Source organism: Pseudomonas sp. XWY-1 (genome assembly GCF_002953115.1).
GTDB classification, from domain to species: Bacteria; Pseudomonadota; Gammaproteobacteria; order Pseudomonadales; family Pseudomonadaceae; genus Aquipseudomonas; species Aquipseudomonas alloputida.
Map to the genome: position 1 here is coordinate 38296 of NZ_CP026332.1, position 16843 is coordinate 55138.

At 61.9% G+C, this 16843-nt stretch carries 20 protein-coding genes; 12 read left to right on the forward strand and 8 right to left on the reverse strand.

What is annotated here, in order from left to right; translation table 11 throughout:
• Window positions 1-6: 6 nt before the first annotated feature.
• A complete protein-coding gene (locus PRJ_RS00185; RefSeq protein ID WP_020189868.1) occupies window positions 7-339 on the forward strand; it encodes a DOPA 4,5-dioxygenase family protein in 333 nt (110 codons plus the stop codon).
• 120 nt (window positions 340-459) lie between these two features.
• Here the strand turns inward: PRJ_RS00185 and trpA are convergent, their stop codons facing one another.
• Window positions 460-1269: a tryptophan synthase subunit alpha gene (trpA, locus tag PRJ_RS00190; protein WP_104960531.1), complete on the reverse strand. Its 810-nt coding sequence runs from the start codon at window positions 1267-1269 to the stop codon at window positions 460-462.
• Window positions 1266-2483, reverse strand: coding sequence for a tryptophan synthase subunit beta (trpB, locus tag PRJ_RS00195; protein ID WP_004575268.1), 1218 nt, complete (start codon window positions 2481-2483; stop codon window positions 1266-1268). Before trpB ends, trpA begins: the two co-directional genes overlap by 4 nt.
• Before the next feature lie 110 nt (window positions 2484-2593).
• On the opposite strand from trpB, the gene PRJ_RS00200 reads away from it, so the two are divergent.
• Complete coding sequence (locus PRJ_RS00200; protein ID WP_014589230.1) at window positions 2594-3490, forward strand: LysR family transcriptional regulator; 897 nt, start codon at window positions 2594-2596, stop codon at window positions 3488-3490.
• Here PRJ_RS00200 and PRJ_RS00205 read toward each other — a convergent pair.
• Window positions 3487-3810, reverse strand: a complete 324-nt coding sequence (locus PRJ_RS00205; RefSeq protein ID WP_014589231.1) for a YqjD family protein — start codon at window positions 3808-3810, stop codon at window positions 3487-3489. The genes PRJ_RS00200 and PRJ_RS00205 overlap by 4 nt on opposite strands.
• Before the next feature lie 149 nt (window positions 3811-3959).
• On the opposite strand from PRJ_RS00205, the gene PRJ_RS00210 reads away from it, so the two are divergent.
• Together PRJ_RS00210 and PRJ_RS00215 are read left to right on the forward strand one after the other, a co-directional pair.
• A complete protein-coding gene (locus tag PRJ_RS00210; protein ID WP_104960532.1) occupies window positions 3960-4175 on the forward strand; it encodes a dodecin in 216 nt (71 codons plus the stop codon).
• 100 nt (window positions 4176-4275) lie between these two features.
• Window positions 4276-4497, forward strand: a complete 222-nt coding sequence (locus PRJ_RS00215; protein ID WP_020191565.1) for a DUF1161 domain-containing protein — start codon at window positions 4276-4278, stop codon at window positions 4495-4497.
• Window positions 4498-4568: 71 nt separating this feature from the next.
• Here PRJ_RS00215 and PRJ_RS00220 read toward each other — a convergent pair whose 3' ends face one another.
• Window positions 4569-5573, reverse strand: a complete 1005-nt coding sequence (locus PRJ_RS00220) for an LLM class flavin-dependent oxidoreductase (protein WP_104960533.1) — start codon at window positions 5571-5573, stop codon at window positions 4569-4571.
• Between the two features lie 152 nt (window positions 5574-5725).
• Between PRJ_RS00220 and PRJ_RS00225 the strand changes: the two genes are divergently transcribed.
• On the forward strand, window positions 5726-6151 hold the full coding sequence (locus PRJ_RS00225; protein WP_003253070.1) for an OsmC family protein: 426 nt from the start codon (window positions 5726-5728) through the stop codon (window positions 6149-6151).
• A gap of 75 nt (window positions 6152-6226) precedes the next feature.
• Window positions 6227-6460 carry a DUF1161 domain-containing protein gene (locus PRJ_RS00230; RefSeq protein WP_104960534.1) on the forward strand — a complete coding sequence of 78 codons (234 nt, stop codon included), beginning with the start codon at window positions 6227-6229 and terminating at the stop codon, window positions 6458-6460.
• Between the two features lie 35 nt (window positions 6461-6495).
• Here PRJ_RS00230 and PRJ_RS00235 read toward each other — a convergent pair whose 3' ends face one another.
• Window positions 6496-6909, reverse strand: coding sequence for a hypothetical protein (locus tag PRJ_RS00235; protein WP_104960535.1), 414 nt, complete (start codon window positions 6907-6909; stop codon window positions 6496-6498).
• Window positions 6910-6964: 55 nt separating this feature from the next.
• The gene (locus PRJ_RS00240) at window positions 6965-7378 is read right to left on the reverse strand and encodes a hypothetical protein (RefSeq protein ID WP_003253063.1); all 414 of its coding nucleotides are present in this window, start codon (window positions 7376-7378) and stop codon (window positions 6965-6967) included.
• 85 nt (window positions 7379-7463) lie between these two features.
• Between PRJ_RS00240 and PRJ_RS00245 the strand changes: the two genes are divergently transcribed.
• Window positions 7464-8540, forward strand: a complete 1077-nt coding sequence (locus PRJ_RS00245; protein ID WP_104960536.1) for an aminopeptidase — start codon at window positions 7464-7466, stop codon at window positions 8538-8540.
• 106 nt (window positions 8541-8646) lie between these two features.
• Here PRJ_RS00245 and PRJ_RS00250 read toward each other — a convergent pair whose 3' ends face one another.
• Together PRJ_RS00250 and PRJ_RS00255 are read right to left on the reverse strand one after the other, a co-directional pair.
• Window positions 8647-9297, reverse strand: a complete 651-nt coding sequence (locus PRJ_RS00250; protein ID WP_104960537.1) for an HAD family hydrolase — start codon at window positions 9295-9297, stop codon at window positions 8647-8649.
• A gap of 121 nt (window positions 9298-9418) precedes the next feature.
• Window positions 9419-9967 (reverse strand): gamma carbonic anhydrase family protein, encoded by a 549-nt coding sequence (locus tag PRJ_RS00255; RefSeq protein WP_004575263.1) that lies wholly within the window; start codon window positions 9965-9967, stop codon window positions 9419-9421.
• Between the two features lie 66 nt (window positions 9968-10033).
• Between PRJ_RS00255 and prlC the strand changes: the two genes are divergently transcribed.
• From prlC to PRJ_RS00280, 5 genes are all read left to right on the forward strand, one after another.
• Window positions 10034-12121: an oligopeptidase A gene (prlC, locus tag PRJ_RS00260; protein ID WP_104960538.1), complete on the forward strand. Its 2088-nt coding sequence runs from the start codon at window positions 10034-10036 to the stop codon at window positions 12119-12121.
• Window positions 12118-12399: a YheV family putative zinc ribbon protein gene (locus tag PRJ_RS00265; protein ID WP_104960539.1), complete on the forward strand. Its 282-nt coding sequence runs from the start codon at window positions 12118-12120 to the stop codon at window positions 12397-12399. The genes prlC and PRJ_RS00265 overlap by 4 nt, the downstream gene beginning before the upstream one ends.
• 124 nt (window positions 12400-12523) lie before the next feature.
• On the forward strand, window positions 12524-14518 hold the full coding sequence (locus tag PRJ_RS00270; RefSeq protein ID WP_104960540.1) for a M3 family metallopeptidase: 1995 nt from the start codon (window positions 12524-12526) through the stop codon (window positions 14516-14518).
• Window positions 14519-14588: 70 nt separating this feature from the next.
• On the forward strand, window positions 14589-15647 hold the full coding sequence (locus tag PRJ_RS00275) for a PA0069 family radical SAM protein (RefSeq protein WP_064492522.1): 1059 nt from the start codon (window positions 14589-14591) through the stop codon (window positions 15645-15647).
• Between the two features lie 305 nt (window positions 15648-15952).
• Window positions 15953-16672, forward strand: coding sequence for a carbonic anhydrase (locus tag PRJ_RS00280; RefSeq protein WP_003253046.1), 720 nt, complete (start codon window positions 15953-15955; stop codon window positions 16670-16672).
• Window positions 16673-16843 lie beyond the last annotated feature (171 nt).

A 16843-nucleotide genomic window follows, 5' to 3' on the forward strand; every position in this document is an offset into this window, starting at 1 on the left:
GTTATCGTGCAGAGGATCAAGGGTTATCACGCCCACGTTTATTACGACGCAGCCACCATGGAGCAGGCCCGCGAACTGTGCGAGGAGGCGGCGCGGCTGTTCCCGGTGACCATGGGGCGCATGCATCAGAAACCGGTTGGGCCGCATCCGGACTGGAGTTGCCAGCTGGCGTTCGGGCCGGAAGTGGTGGGAGTGGTTTTGCCTTGGTTGGCGCTGTACCGCAAGGGCCTGGTGGTATTCATGCATCCGGAAACCGGGGATGAACTGGCGGATCACCGGGATCATGCGATCTGGATGGGGGCCGTGCGGCCATTGAATCTATCGGTTTTTGGGGGCTAGGCGGGGGTTGCCTGTGCTGGCCTCTTCGCGGGTGAACCCGCTCCTACAACGATATCGCAGAGCCAGAGGGTGGCACTGGCCCCGTAGGAGCGGGTTTACCCGCGAAGCAGACGACGCGGTTTAGCGGCGTGCGCCACGCACCCCTTCAGCCAATGCCGAGCACAGGCTCAATACATCGGTCACCGCCTGATCGGCGCTTTTGGCCTGGGCGATCTTGTCGACCAGTGCCGAGCCCACCACCACACCATCCGCCAAGCGGGCAATGTTCGCAGCCTGTTCCGGCGTGCGAATGCCGAAGCCAACGCTGATCGGCAGATCGGTATGCCGGCGCAGGCGGGCAATGGCTTCGGTCACATGCTCGGTGGTCGCCGAACCGGCACCGGTCACACCAGCCACCGACACGTAGTAGACGAACCCGGAGCTGCGCTCCAGCACGCGCGGCAGGCGCGCGTCGTCGGTGGTCGGGGTGGTCAGGCGGATGAAGTCGATGCCTGCGGCCTGGGCCGGGGTAGCCAGTTCGGCGTCGTGCTCTGGCGGAAGGTCGACGATGATCAGGCCATCGACGCCCGCTTCCTTGGCTTGAGCCACGAACGTGTCCACGCCAAAGCGGTGGATAGGGTTGTAGTAACCCATCAGCACGATCGGCATGGTCTGGTTATCCACACGGAATTCGCGAACCATCTGCAGGGTCTTGGCCAAGGTCTGGCCAGCTTCAAGGGCGCGCAGGGTGGCCAGCTGGATGGCCACGCCATCGGCCATCGGGTCGGTGAACGGCATGCCCAGCTCGATCACGTCGGCGCCAGCAGCCGGCAGGCCCTTGAGGATCTGCAGCGAGGCGTCGTAGCCCGGGTCGCCAGCTGTGACGAAGGTGACCAGTGCCGAGCGGCCTTCGGCCTTCAGCTCGGCGAAGCGTTGTTCAAGACGGCTCATGCGTGTTTCTCCTGGGCGGCCATGTGGTTCATGACGGTTTGCATGTCTTTGTCGCCGCGGCCCGACAGGCACACGACCATCAGGTGGTCCTTGGGCAGCTTCGGTGCGCGCTTGATCGCTTCGGCCAAGGCGTGGGAGCTTTCCAGGGCTGGAATGATGCCTTCCAGACGGCAGGTTGCGTGGAACGCATCCAATGCTTCGTCGTCGGTGATGCTGACGTACTCGACGCGCTTCACCTCATGCAGATAGGCGTGCTCCGGGCCGATGCCCGGGTAGTCCAGGCCCGCGGAAATCGAGTGGGCATCGGTGATCTGGCCGTCTTGGTCCTGCAGCAGGTAGGTGCGGTTGCCGTGCAACACGCCCGGTACGCCGCCGTTCAGGCTGGCGGCGTGCTTGTCGGTGTGTACGCCGTGGCCACCGGCTTCAACGCCGATGATCTGCACGCTCGGCTCTTCGAGGAACTCATGGAACAGGCCCATGGCATTGGAGCCACCGCCGACGCAGGCAACCAGGCTGTCTGGCAGACGGCCTTCCTTCTCTTGCAACTGGGCACGGGTCTCTTTGCCGATGATCGACTGGAAGTCGCGGACCATGGCGGGGTACGGGTGTGGGCCAGCCACGGTGCCGATCAGGTAGAAGGTGTCTTCGACGTTGGTAACCCAGTCACGCAGGGCTTCGTTCATGGCGTCTTTCAGGGTGCCGGTGCCGGCGGTAACCGGCACGATCTCGGCGCCCAGCAGCTTCATGCGGAACACGTTGGCCTGCTGGCGCTCGATGTCGGTGGCGCCCATGTAGATCACGCAAGGCAGGCCGAAGCGCGCGGCGACGGTGGCGGTGGCGACACCGTGCATGCCGGCGCCGGTTTCGGCGATCAGGCGCTTTTTGCCCATGCGCTTGGCCAGCAGCACCTGGCCGATGCAGTTGTTCACCTTGTGCGCGCCGGTATGGTTGAGCTCTTCACGCTTGAAGAAAATCTTCGCCCCGCCGCAATGCTCGGTCAGGCGCTCGGCGAAGTACAGCGGGTTGGGGCGACCGATGTAGTCGCGCTGAAAGTAAGCCAGCTCTTCAAGGAACTTAGGGTCTGCCTTGGCCGCTTCGTATTCGCGGGCCAGGTCCAGCACCAGTGGCATCAGGGTTTCGGCCACGTAGCGGCCGCCGAACGAGCCGAACAGGCCATTGGCGTCGGGGCCGGGGCGGTATTGGGACTGGGTCATGGGGCGCTCCAAGGCGTAGTGAATGAGGGATGGGCTTTACTCTAACCACGGCAAGCTCGGCTGAAAACCGATAAGATTGCGTAAACTTGTCAGAAAAACTCACAGGTAAAATGGCCCACGACCTCCCTCCCCTCAATGCCCTGCGCGCCTTCGAGGCTGCCGCCAGGCTGAACAGTGTCAGCCAGGCGGCGGAAGCGCTGCACGTCACCCACGGCGCTGTCAGCCGGCAGATCAAGGTGCTTGAGGAGCATCTGGGCGTAGCCCTGTTCGTCAAGGACGGGCGTGGCATCAAACTCACAGATGCCGGTATGCGTCTGCGCGATGCCAGCGGTGAGGCCTTCGACCGGCTGCGCAGCGTGTGTTCCGAGCTCAGCCGTGATGTGAGCGAGGCGCCATTCGTGCTGGGCTGCTCGGGCAGCCTGCTGGCGCGGTGGTTTATTCCGCGGCTGGGGCGGTTGCAGGCGGATTTGCCTGAGCTGCGCTTGCACCTGTCGGCGGGTGAGGGCGACCTTGACCCGCGGCGGCCTGGGCTGGATGCGTTGCTGGTGTATGCCGAGCCACCGTGGCCGGCGGACATGCAGGTGCATGTGCTGGCCGAGGAATGCATCGGGCCGGTGCTCAGCCCGCATTTCGCAGGCTTCCAGCGCTTGCAGGGCGCGCCCGCCAAGGCACTGCTGGGTGAAGCCTTGCTGCACACCACTTCACGCCCGCAAGCCTGGCCGACCTGGGCGGTGCAACAGGGCCTGGACCCGGCGGCCATTCACTATGGCCAGGCTTTCGAGCACCTGTATTACCTGCTGGAAGCTGCCGTGGCCGGATTGGGCGTGGCGATAGCACCGCAGCCGCTGGTCGCTGATGACCTGCGGGCGGGCCGTTTGAGTGCGCCTTGGGGCTTTTCACCTACCCAGGCGGCGCTGGCATTGTGGGTGCCACGGCGCGCCGCAGACGGGCGCGCCGAGCAGTTGGCGCAGTGGTTAAGGGCGGAACTTGCGCGGCAGAGCGCTTAGTTTCGCTTGCATATCAGGTAGGCCGCCAGCAGGCCCAGCGCACCAATGGCCACACCGGCGGTGGTGTAGGGGTGTTCCTGGGCGTAGTCCCGGGTGGCTTTGCCGGTCTGGCGGGTGCGCTGCTTCACTTCCTCGTACGCATCGCTCAGTAGGCTGCGCGAATGACGCAGTGCGCTTTCAGCGTTGCTGCGGATTGCCTTCACCGACTTCTGGGACTCTTCCGACGCATCATGCTTGAGGTTTTCCAAGCTTTTCAGAAGGCTCTCGATCTCCGCTTCCATGCTTTCCAGGGACGTTTTACGCAGCGAGTTGCGGTGCATGTTGACTCTCCTTTGCAGTATGGGCTGTAAGATTGCGACCCTTGGGCTGCGTGAAAGTGCGATCGAACTTTCGCTGACAGTGACCGCTCGCAGGTAAACCAGGCCTGCGCTGCTAGGCTGAATCTCACTGTCACCCATGGAGAGCACTCATGACCGATCATCACACCTACAAGAAAATCGAACTGGTCGGGTCTTCGCCCACCAGTATCGAAGAGGCGATCAACAATGCTTTGGCCGAAGCCGCTAAAAGCATCAAGCACCTGGAATGGTTCGAAGTGGTCGATACCCGCGGCCATATCCGCGACAACAAAGCGGCGCACTTCCAGGTCACGCTGAAGGTCGGCTTCCGTATCGCCAATAGCTGAAACAACGTCGGGTTGTATGATCCCGGCGTGATGAGGTATTCAGAAAAGGGGCGCCTTGGTGGGGCCCCTTCTGATTTCATCTGCACAAGGAACGCGAGTGATGAACAAACTGATTCTGGCGCTGGGCCTGATGACCCTGGCCGGTGGTGCGCTGGCAGCGGGCAAACCGTGCGAGGAACTGAAGGCGGAAATTGCGGCCAAACTGGATGCCAAGGGCGTCACTGGCTACAAGCTGGAGATCGTCAAGAAAGGCGAGCCGGCGGGCAAGGTGATTGGTAGCTGCGAGGCCGGTACCAAGGAGATTGTTTACCGCCGCGGCTAATGTTTTTGCTCATTCGCGGGCTTGCTCGCTCCCAAGTCAACCTATGGGAGCGGGCGAGCCCGCGACGAGGGTCACTCGGTCTTGAGGGCCTGCGCCATCAGCTCATATGACCGAATGCGGTCCGCATGCTCATACAGGTCACAGGTAAAGATCAGCTCATCCGCACCCGTCTGTTCCAGCAGCACTTCTACCTTGGCCTTTACCTTCTGCGGGCTGCCGATCATGGCCAGCCCCAGGAAGCTGCCCACCGTCTCTCGCTCATGGGGCAACCACAGCCCATCCATGCTTTCCACGGGTGGCTTCTGCATCAGGCTCTGTCCACGAATCAGCGCCAGGATGCGCTGGTAGACCGAGGTGGCCAGGTATTCGGCCTTCTCGTCGGTTTGCGCCACCACCATGGGAATGCCCAGCATCACATACGGCTTGTCCAGCGTGGTCGAGGGCTTGAAATGGTTGCGGTACACGCGAATGGCCTCGTGCATGTAGCGTGGCGCGAAATGCGAGGCGAAGGCGTAGGGCATGCCGCGCATGCCCGCCAGCTGGGCACTGAACAGGCTGGATCCCAGCAACCACATCGGCACGTCGGTGTCGTACCCCGGTACGGCGATCACTTTTTGATCATCAGTGCGTGGCCCGAGGTAGCGCGAAAGCTCCTCGACATCGTCCGGGAAGTCGTCCGGGCCGCCAGCGCGGTCGCGTCGCAGGGCATAGGCCGTCATCTGGTCCGAACCCGGTGCACGGCCCAGGCCAAGGTCGATACGCCCCGGATACAGGCTGGCCAAGGTGCCGAACTGCTCGGCGATCACCAGTGGCGCATGGTTGGGCAGCATCACCCCGCCAGAGCCCACGCGAATACGTGAGGTCCCCCCGGCCAGGTAGCCGATCAGCACCGCAGTCGCCGAACTGGCGATGCCGTCCATGTTGTGGTGCTCGGCCACCCAGAAGCGGTTATAGCCAAAGCGCTCGACATGCTGCGCCAGGTCCAGCGAGTTGCGCAGCGATTGCGCGGGGCCAGCGTCGGCGCGTACGGGCACCAGGTCCAGGGTGGAAATCTTCAGGTCACGCAGCTGCGTCATGGAGCCTCCGCAAAAGTGATTGGCCAGAGGCCTTTTTGACTCTGTATGGGCGCGTTCGTTGGATTCAATGCCTGCAAGCATATTGCTCTGAACTTGCGGCAGGCGGCAGGCCTCTGAACCCTAGGTAAGCAACCCAGTGACCAGGAGGCATCATGAAAAAGACAGCATCGGCGATCTGGCAAGGTGGCCTGAAGGATGGAAAAGGCCTGCTTTCTACCGAAAGCGGCGCACTCAAGCAGAACCCTTATGGCTTCAACACACGTTTCGAGGGCACACCCGGCACCAACCCGGAGGAGCTGATTGGCGCGGCCCATGCCGGTTGTTTCTCGATGGCGCTATCCATGATGCTCGGCGAGGCGGGGCTTACCGCAGAGCGGATCGACACGGCTGCAGAGGTGACGCTCGACAAGCAAGCTGACGGTTTTGCCATTACCGCGGTGCATCTGGTGCTCAGGGCCAAGGTACCTGGGGCCAGCGAGGCTCAGTTCCTGGAGATTGCCAACAAGGCGAAGGAAGGCTGCCCGGTGTCCAAGGTTTTGAATGCGAAGATCAGCCTGGATGCGGCATTGGTGGGGTGAAACGGTGCAACGGTGGTGGTTTGCTGTAGTCTAAAGAACGTCGGCAGCGCCACTGCCCTTTCCAGGAGCCGTTCCATGATTCGCTTAGCTATCGCTGTGTTGGCTTCCCTTGTCGCCACGTCTGCGCTGGCGGCCGTCAAGCCATGCGAGGAGCTGAAAGCCGAGATCGAGGCCAAGATCCAGGCCCAAGGGGTTTCGTCCTACACGCTGGAGATCGTGCCCAACAGCGAGGTCAAGGACCAGAACATGGTCGTCGGGACCTGCGATGGCGGGACGAAGAAGATCATCTATCAGAAGAACGATCGATAAGCATCAGGGCCCGGGGCTGCGAAGCAGCCCCACACTCACGGGATGCAGAACACTTCGCTAGGCTCGTTCACCACCACCTTGCGGTTGGCGTCATATAGCAGCACCTGCGGCTCCATCACCGGCGCCCGCGCTTCCAGGCGATAGCGCTCGCCAGCCTTGAAGTTGTCAAAGCGGACGGTCAGGTAGCAGGTTCGGTCCCTGGGTTGTGACATGAGGCCGCCCGAGTAGATTTCATAATCGAAGCGCACCACCAGTTCATGCTTGCCCGGTGTCATCTGAAAGTAACGGCCATCGTCCAGGCGCTTGCCGTCGAGGCGGTCGGCCATGATCACCCGACCGGGGGTCATGGTGTACAGATCGACCCAGGCCTGCTTGGGGTCGACGGGCGGCAAGGGGCTGGCGCAAGCCCCCAGTGTACTGAGGGCGATCAGCATCATGGGCTGGCGCATGGCAAAACTCCCACTTGCGATTTACAAGTAACAAGCATAGCGCCGTTTGTGCGGTTCAGGTGCGCTGGCAACCCGCCGGCAGCCCTTGACCCAGCAGTTTTTGCTGGTGGTCGTAGAGTTTGATCCAAGGGCGGAAGCCAATGCTGCCGGCTTGCAGCTGATAACGCTGCCCGGCGCTGAAGTCCTTGAAGGTCAGCTTGACCTGGCAATCGCGCCACAATGGCTCCTCGACGGGGCCGATATTGCTGGGGTTAACCGGAAACTGATAGCGCACGGTCAGTTCGTGGCTGCCGGGTTGAACCTCGAAATAGCGGCTGTCAGCCCAGTCACGCTCATCGACCTGCACGGCGTCCAGCGACGTATTGTCGTAACGGGTGAGGTCGATCCAGGCCTGGTTCGGATCTGGGTCTGGCAAGGTTGAACAGGCAGAGATCAATAACAGTGAGCCGGCGACCAACAATGCACGCATGGCGAAACTCCCCCTTGGCGAGATAGTCTTGGAGCGAAATGGTGTTGAGCGAGTCAGACAGTCCCGGATGCTTCGACTTTTTCTTATGCAGCGCTCAGGCCTTGGGGCACTCGACCGCATTTTCACCCGTTTGGTTCCGCTGCTTGCGGCGCTCCTGCTGAACGGTTGCAGCAATGCCGCCTACTACGGGCAGCTGGCGCAGGGCCAGTGGCAGTTGCTGCGGGCGCGGCAGCCTGTAGAGCAGGTATTGGCCGACCCTGCTACCCCTGCACCCTTGCGCGCGCACCTGCAACAGGCCGAACAGGCGCGGCTGTTTGCCAGCCAGCAATTGAAACTGCCAGACAACCGCAGCTACCGGGTATACGCCGACCTTGGACGCCCCTACGTGGTGTGGAACGTGTTCGCCACGCCCGAGTTGTCGTTGCAACCGGTAACGCACTGCTTTCCGATTGCCGGGTGCGTGGCGTACCGCGGCTACTACCAGCAAGGCGCGGCGCGAGGCGCGGCGGCGTTGATGCGTCAGGATGGCCTGGATGTGTACGTGGGTGGCGTGGAAGCTTATTCGACCCTGGGTTGGTTCGATGACCCGATTTTGTCGTCGATGGTGGGCTGGGGCGATGAGCGCCTGGCTACGTTGATCTTTCATGAATTGGCCCACCAGCGCTTCTATGTGCAGGACGATACCGAGTTCAATGAATCGTTTGCCTCGTTCGTCGAGCAGGAAGGCACGCGGCAATGGCGGGCGGCGCGTGGGCTGGCGGCGGTTGACGCAGGGCAGAGGCAGCAGCAGCGTGACCAGTTCATCCGCCTGGTGCTGGCCTGTCGTGAGCGGTTGCAGGCCATTTATGCCGGGCCTTTGGATGATGCGCACAAGCGCCGGGCCAAGCAGGCCGAGTTTGAGCGTTTGAGGCGTGAATACCGGCAGGTGCGTGATGGCCAGTGGGGTGGTGACAAGCGCTATGACGCGTGGATGTATGGGCCGATGAATAATGCCAAGTTGTTGCCGTTCGGGCTCTATGACCAGTGGGTGCCGGCGTTTGCGGCGCTGTTTCGTGAGGTGGGTGGGGATTGGGTTCGGTTTTACGCGCGGGTCGAGCATTTGGGGCGGTTGCCGATTGAAGAAAGGAAAGCGGCGTTGCAGCGTCTGATGGTTAGCCTTTGAGATTTTGGGGCCGCTTTGCGGGCCATCGCGACACAAGGCCCCCACAAAGGCCCTGCGTACGCCGATCGAGGTGGGAGGGCCGGCTGCAAAGCAGCCCTGCTGGCGCTCAAGCCTTGATAAAAGCCTGATGCAAATCGGCTACCGTGGCGAAGTGGAAAGCGGGTTCTTCTGCCATCAGCTCTTCCCGGCTCCCAAACCCGTATCCCACCGCGACGGCTTGCAGCCCGTTGCTGCGCGCGCCGATCAGGTCATGCTTGCGGTCCCCGATCATCAGGGTTTGCGTCGGGTCCAGCCCTTCTTCATCCAGCAAATGGCGAATCAGCTCGACCTTGTTGGTGCGCGTGCCGTCCAGTTCACTGCCGTAGATCACCTTGAAGTGATGATCGAAGGCGAAATGCCGAGCGATTTCGCGGGCGAACTCCCACGGTTTTGACGTGGCAATGTACAGCGTGCGGCCCTGCCCGTTCAGGGCCTCAAGCAACTCCGGCACACCTTCGAACACGAGGTTCTCGTATAGACCGGTCACGCGGAAACGCTCCCGGTAGAAGTTCACCGCATCCCAGGCCTTGGCTTCGTCGAAGCGGTAGAACTGCATGAAAGCCTGCAGCAGGGGTGGGCCGATGAAGTGTTCGAGGCGGGCCAGGTCTGGTTCGTCGATGCCCAGCTTGGCCAGGGCGTACTGGATCGAGCGGGTGATGCCCAGGCGTGGGTCGGTCAGGGTGCCGTCGAGGTCGAAGAGGATGTTTTGCTGGTGCATGTACAGGGTTCCACTTGAGTGCTGCGTGGCCTTCTTCGCGGGCATGCCCGCTCCCACAGGTACAGCGCAGGCCTTGATGGCTCCACTGAACCTGTGGGAGCGGGCGTGCCCGTGAATGCGGTCATTCAGGTTGATCGTAGCCTTCGGCCAGGTGCTGGTCCTTGAGCTTCACGTAGTTGCCGGCGCTGTAGGAGAAAAATGCGCGCTCCTTGTCGTTCAGCAGCCGGGCCTGTTTCACCGGGCTGCCCATGTACAGGTAGCCACTGACCAGGCGTTTGCCCGGCGGCACCAGGCTGCCAGCGCCAATGATCACTTCGTCCTCGACGATGGCACCATCCATGATGGTGCTGCCCATACCCACCAGGATACGGTTGCCCAGGGTGCAGCCATGCAGCATCACCTTGTGCCCGATGGTCACTTCGTCGCCGATGATCAGCGGGAAACCGTCCGGGTTGAAAGGCCCGGCGTGGGTAATGTGCAGCACGCTGCCGTCCTGCACGCTGGTGCGCGCGCCAATGCGGATGCGGTGCATGTCGCCGCGCACCACGGTCAACGGCCAGACCGAACTGTCTTCACCGATCTCCACGTCGCCCAGCACCACCGCCGAACGGTCGACGAAGGCCCTGGGCCCAACTTTCGGAGTGTGTTGCTGGAAGCTGCGAATGGCCATGATAGCGTCTCTCATCTGTGCCGATAGGCAGGCTGCCTGCTGCGGTCGGCGTCGATTGTAATTAAGATGGGGCAGTGTTTCTTCTGCCAAGGTATCCAAACCGTGACTGCGAACAACCCGCTTCTGCAATCCCACGATCTGCCGCCCTTCTCGCAAATTCGTGCCGAACACGTGTTGCCGGCGATCGAAGCGATCCTGGCCGACAACCGTAAAGCCATTGCCGAGATCCTTGAAAAGCAGGGCAAGAACCCTACATGGGCCGGCCTGGTGCTGGCCATGGACGAACTGAACGACCGCCTGGGCGCCGCCTGGAGCCCGGTCAGCCACCTTAATGCGGTGTGCAACAGTGCCGAGTTGCGTGAGGCCTACGAGTCGTGCCTGCCGGCGTTGAGCGCCTACTCTACCGAACTGGGCCAGAACCGCGCGCTGTTCGAAGCCTACCAGGCGCTGATCGACAGCCCTGAGGCTGCCGGCTTCGACGTGGCGCAAAAGACTATCCTCGAGCACGCCTTGCGTGACTTCCGCCTGTCGGGTATCGACCTGCCGGCGGACAAGCAGCAGCGTTACGCCGAAGTGCAGAGCAAGCTCAGCGAGCTGGGCAGCCGTTTCTCCAATCAGCTGCTTGACGCCACCCAGGCGTGGACCAAGCATGTTACCGACGAAGCTGCGCTGGCCGGCCTGACCGATTCGGCCAAGGCGCAGATGGCCGCTGCAGCCCAGGCCAAGGGCCTGGACGGCTGGCTGATCACCCTCGAGTTCCCCAGCTACTACGCAGTGATGACCTACGCCAGCGACCGCGCCCTGCGCGAAGAGCTCTACGCCGCCTACTGCACCCGCGCCTCCGACCAGGGCCCGAATGCCGGCCAGTTCGACAATGGCCCGGTGATGCGCGAAATCCTCGACCTGCGCCAGGAACTGGCCGAACTGCTGGGCTACAAGAACTACGCCGAGCTGAGCCTGGCCACCAAGATGGCCGAGTCCAGCGACCAGGTGCTGAGCTTCCTGCGTGACTTGGCCAAGCGTTCCAAGCCGTTCGCCGCCCAGGACCTGAAACAGCTCAAGGCCTACGCTGCCGAACAAGGCTGCCCCGAGCTGGCCAGCTGGGACGCCGGCTACTTTGGCGAGAAGCTGCGCGAGCAGCGCTACAGCGTGTCGCAGGAAGCCCTGCGCGCCTACTTCCCGATCGACAAGGTGCTGGGCGGCCTGTTCAGCATCGTGCAGCGCCTGTACGGCATCGAAATCGCCGAGCTCAAAGGCTTCGACAGCTGGCACCCGGACGTACGCCTGTTCGAGATCAAGGAAAACGGTCAGCACGTTGGCCGTTTCTTCTTCGACCTGTACGCCCGCGCCAACAAGCGTGGCGGCGCCTGGATGGACGGCGCCCGTGACCGTCGCCGCACCGCCGGCGGCCAGCTGCAAAGCCCGGTGGCCAACCTGGTGTGCAACTTCACCCCGGCCGCGCCCGGCAAGCCCGCGCTGCTGACCCACGATGAAGTCACCACCCTGTTTCACGAATTCGGTCACGGCCTGCACCACATGCTGACCCGCATCGAGCATGCCGGCGTGTCCGGCATCAACGGCGTGGCCTGGGATGCGGTCGAGCTGCCAAGCCAGTTCATGGAAAACTGGTGCTGGGAGCCGGAAGGCCTGGCACTGATTTCGGGTCACTACGAAACCGGCGCCGCCCTGCCCCAGGACCTGCTGGACAAGATGCTGGCCGCGAAAAACTTCCAGTCGGGCATGATGATGGTGCGCCAGCTGGAGTTCTCGCTGTTCGATTTCGAGCTGCACGCCAGCCATGGCGACGGCCGCAGCGTATTGCAGGTGCTCGAAGGTGTGCGTGACGAGGTGTCGGTCATGCGCCCGCCGGCTTACAACCGCTTCCCCAACAGCTTTGCGCACATTTTCGCGGGCGGTTACGCGGCGGGCTACTACAGCTACAAGTGGGCCGAAGTGCTGTCGGCTGACGCCTTCTCGCGCTTCGAGGAAGAAGGCGTGCTGAACGCCGAGACCGGCCGCGCCTTCCGCGAGGCGATCCTGGCCCGTGGTGGTTCGCGCGAGCCGATGGAGCTGTTCGTCGACTTCCGTGGCCGTGAGCCTTCCATCGATGCATTGCTGCGCCACAGTGGTCTCACCGAGGACGCTGCAGCATGAGTGAGGTAGCTGTGAACAAGACCAAGAAGCGCTTCATTGCCGGTGCCGTGTGCCCGGCGTGCAGCGAGCCCGACAAGCTGATGATGTGGAACGAAGGCGGCGTACCGCACCGCGAGTGTGTGGCTTGCGGCTTTACCGACACCCTCAACGAGCAGGGCTTGTCGGTGCCGAAGGAACTGGGCACGCGGGTCAACCACCTGGCGCCGAAAGCCGCGCCGGCCAAGGTGCAGACCGTGCAGTTCTTCCCAAATCCGAAGCTGAAAAAGCCGGCTGAGTAATCCTGTCATGCCGCCCGGGTGCAATGCCCGGGCAGGCATGGACAGGTGTTAGATAGTCAGGCCACCTGGCGCATGCTGGCCATGCAAGCTCTCTTGCTCATTTCTATCAGCAAGGTGATGCACCATGGCCAACCCTCTTCTGCAAGATAGCCATATCCCCGTCGATTACTCTTCCATCACCCTCGAAAACATGCAGGCGGCATTCGCTCACGTGCTGCAGGCACACGAGAACGGTGTCGAACGCATCATCCGTGATCAACGAACCATGCCCACCTGGGATGACATGGTGCTGGCGGTGGATGGGCTGGATAGCCGGCTGCTGGCAGTGTTGTATGCCGCCTCACCACTGGTCGGCCGGGATACGGCGTGGGCCAACGCCATCATTCATTTCTACGGGAAAGTGACGGCGCGCTTCGAGCAAAAATTCGCCAACACGGCTTTGCATGACCTGTATGCACGCTTGGCCGGTAGTGACATCGGCAAGCAACTGGATGTCGGGAAGCGTGCCACTTTGCGTTGGCACCTGGGCAAGTTCGCCGCTAGCGGGGCTTTACTCGACACCGCAGGCAAAGCGCATCTGGCAGACCTTCAAGCGCAGATTGGCACTGCACGCGAGGCGTTCCGCAGCAACATCGACCGGCCTGGGTTGAATATCACCGATGAAGCGGAGCTGAGCGGCATCCCGCAGCGGGTACGTGACGAATTGGCTGCAAGCGCACAGCAAGCAGGTAAGCAGGGGTGGTTGATTGCGTGTGACACGGTGACTACGCGTGAGGTGCTCAAACATGCTGACAACCGCCAGCTCCGTGAGCGCGTGTACCGGGCTTTTCACGCCCGTGGCGTCAGCCATGATCGGCAACAGGACAACCGCACGTATTTGCAGCAACTGGCGCAATTACTTGAGGAGAAGGCCCTCCTGCTCGGTTATTCCGGCCATCTGGAGCAGAGCCTGCAGGTGAAGAGTGCGGGTTCGGTAGCCCAGGTGTGCAGCTTTCTCCACGATCTGGCCGATCATGTGCGACCTGCCATGTTGCGGTGGCGTTCGCAGGTGGAGTGTTGGGCTGCCGAGCAGGGCCTGGGCAAACCCCAACCCTGGGATTTCGAGTACCTGCGGTGTGCTTCGCGCAGCGAGTTTCCTGCCGAAGCGCTGCGCGATTACTTCCCGCTGAATACTGTTGTCAGTGCGTTGCAGCAATTGGCGCAGACGTTGTTTGGTGCAGTGCTGCAGCCCAAAGCGCTGCCTGTCTGGGATGACAGCGTGCAGCCGTTCGAGGTTTGGCAGGACAGCGCTTTCATTGGCTTTCTGTATCTGGATGCCGTGCAACACGCAGGCAAGCAGCCAGACGCGGTGTTCACCACCTATGCAAGGAATCGCCGGGTCGATGCAGAGGGTATCTACCAGGCAGCCTCGGTGGTGGTGTTCAGTGATGTGCCGCAAGCGCTATCAGGCTCACAGCCGTTGCTCGATCATTTGTCACTGCGCAAGCTGTTCCATGAATTCGGCCATGCCCTGCACCACCTGCTGGTACGTACGACGAACCACGTCATGTCCAATGTGACCGAGCTGGGCACCGATGGTGTGGAGTTGTTCGGCAAGCTGTTCGAACGTTGGGTCTGGGACGCGGACTACCTGGTGGCGATCTCGGCGCGCACCCACGATGGCCACCAACTATCCCGCAAGCAAGCCGATGAGTGCCTGCGGCAGCTACGGCAGCAGAGCGTGGAGGAGATCGCGGGTGATCTATGCCTGGCGCTGTTCGACATGGACCTGCATGGCACACCAAACGATGGCAGGACCTTTGAACAGCGACTGGGTGATGCCCGCGCGCGTTGCGGTTACTGGCCACTCGCTGATTTCGAACATCCGGCGCATGCCTTCGACCACCTTGTGAACGGCTACGATGCAGGTTACTACGCCTACCTGTGGTCGGATGTGCATGCCTTCGATGTGTTCACCCGCTTCGAAGCCGAGGGCCTGTTGAACGGAGCTACGGGTCGGGCACTGCAGGAAGCACTGTTCGCCCCAGGGGCATCGCGCCCATTGCGTGAAGGCATCGAGGCGTTTCTTGGGCGGCAATCGAGCCAGGCAGCGTATCTCGGCTGGCATGGCCTGAAGTAGTCAGACCAGAGGTGCTGGAAAGATCCCGGCATGCACGATACTGTATATGAATACAGTACTCGGGTGAGCCATGATTCCTCCAGCACCGCAAAAGGGCCGTGGCACGGCGCACAATCCACACAACCGCTTTGCCCCTGGTCGTTCGGTGGCGGAAGATGATGGCTGGTACCAGGAAGTGCCGCAAACCCAGGGTACCGAGGTGCGAATCGAGACAGCCAAGTCGGTGATCAGCCGCAACACTTCACCCGACCTCCCTTTCGATCGTTCCATCAACCCTTACCGTGGCTGCGAGCATGGCTGCATCTACTGCTATGCCCGCCCCTCACACGCCTACTGGGACCTTTCTCCCGGCCTGGATTTCGAGACCAAACTGATTGCCAAGACCAACGCCGCCGAGGTGCTGGCACAGCAATTGAGCAAACCGGGCTACGTGTGCGCGCCGATCAATCTGGGCTCCAACACCGACCCGTACCAGCCGATCGAGCGGGAACAGTTGCTGACCCGGCGCTTGCTCGAAGTGTTACTGCGTTTTCGTCACCCGGTGACCATTGTCACCAAGGGTTCACTGGTGCTGCGCGACCTCGACCTGCTGGCCGAGATGGCCCGCCAGCGCCTGGCACGGGTGATGATCAGCCTGACCACGCTGGACGACGGCCTCAAACGGGTGCTCGAACCCCGAGCGGCCTCACCCGGTGCGAGGTTGAGGGCCATCCGGGTATTGCGTGAAGCGGGCGTACCGGTGGGTGTTTTGTGTTCGCCGATGATTCCGATGATCAACGACAGTGAACTGGAACGCCTGCTGGAGGCGGCCAAGGAGGCTGGCGCCCAGAGTGCGGCCTACATGATGCTGCGCCTGCCGCTGGAAGTGGCGCCGTTGTTCGAGCAGTGGTTACAGGACCATTACCCGCAGCGGGCGGCGCATGTGTTGAGCCTGATCCGCCAGAGCCGCGGTGGCGAGCTGTATGACAGCCGGTTCGGCGTGCGCATGCGTGGTGAAGGGGTATTTGCCGAGTTGCTGGCGCAGCGCTTTGCCAAGGCGATGAAACGGCTGGACTTCGAAGGGCGCGAGGCGCAGGCGCTGGATTGCTCGGCGTTTTGCCCTCCGGGTGGGCAGATGGCGCTGTTCTGACATGAACCCACCCCCCACAGGGGGCTGCGCATTGCTCACAACGCAACTAATAACAACCAATAATTGCACTAATACATATTGGCAGTTGATGTTTTTTTGCTATTATCCAGTTCCCGCCTTTTTCATCTGGAACGCCCGTTCTAGAGCCTTCGAATTAAGTTTCAGTTAAGTTTTCCCCGCTAGCGTAGGTAACAAGTTCACAGCGACTGTGATCTATGGCCCGTGCGTGTCATCTAAAACCCTGCATAGCCTGAATCTTTCACCGGTAAAATGGATTTACCTACACACCGTCAAGAGGATGAATCATGCCCGTCAAGGACCCATCCAAGGTCGTACCGCAGGTCCCCGCGGAAAGCGCCGATGCTGCCCTCAAGCACATCGTCGACGGCTTCCTGCGCTTTCACCATGATGTTTTCCCTGATCAGCAAGAGCTGTTCAAGAAGCTCGCCACCGCGCAAACACCACGCGCCATGTTCATCACCTGTGCCGACTCGCGCATCGTTCCCGAGCTGATCACCCAGAGCTCGCCAGGCGACCTGTTCGTGACCCGTAACGTGGGTAACGTGGTACCGCCTTATGGCCAGATGAACGGGGGCGTTTCCAGCGCCATCGAGTACGCCGTAATGGCGCTTAAAGTGCACCACATCATCATCTGTGGCCACTCCGACTGTGGCGCCATGCGTGCGGTACTCAACCCGCAGTCGCTGACCAAGATGCCTACCGTTGGCGCCTGGTTGCGCCACGCTGAAGTGGCCCGCACCGTGGTCGAGAACAACTGCTCCTGCGGCAGCGAACACGAGACGATGCAAGTGCTGACCAAAGAGAACGTCATCGCCCAGCTGCATCACTTGCGCACCCATCCTTCGGTGGCCTCGCGCCTGGCAGCCGGTGAGCTGTTCATTCATGGTTGGGTGTACGACATCGAGACCAGCAAGATCGAAGCCTACGACGCCGCCAGCGACAGCTTCCTGCCCTTGGCCGCGGGTGAACCCGTTCCCTGCGCCACTCCGAGAGGCCGCTACTAAGCGACCCGTCCGCCGCTAGAACCTTGATAGCCGGCTGCACCCTGCAGGGGTGTGGCGCGGCCTTCGGCTGCCTTGAATTCCCTGACTGCCCTGCCGGCGTGCTCGCTGGCGGCCCGCGCCTGCGCGCTTGTCAGGGGCAAACGTGCCCACGGCCAGGGGAATGGCCGTACG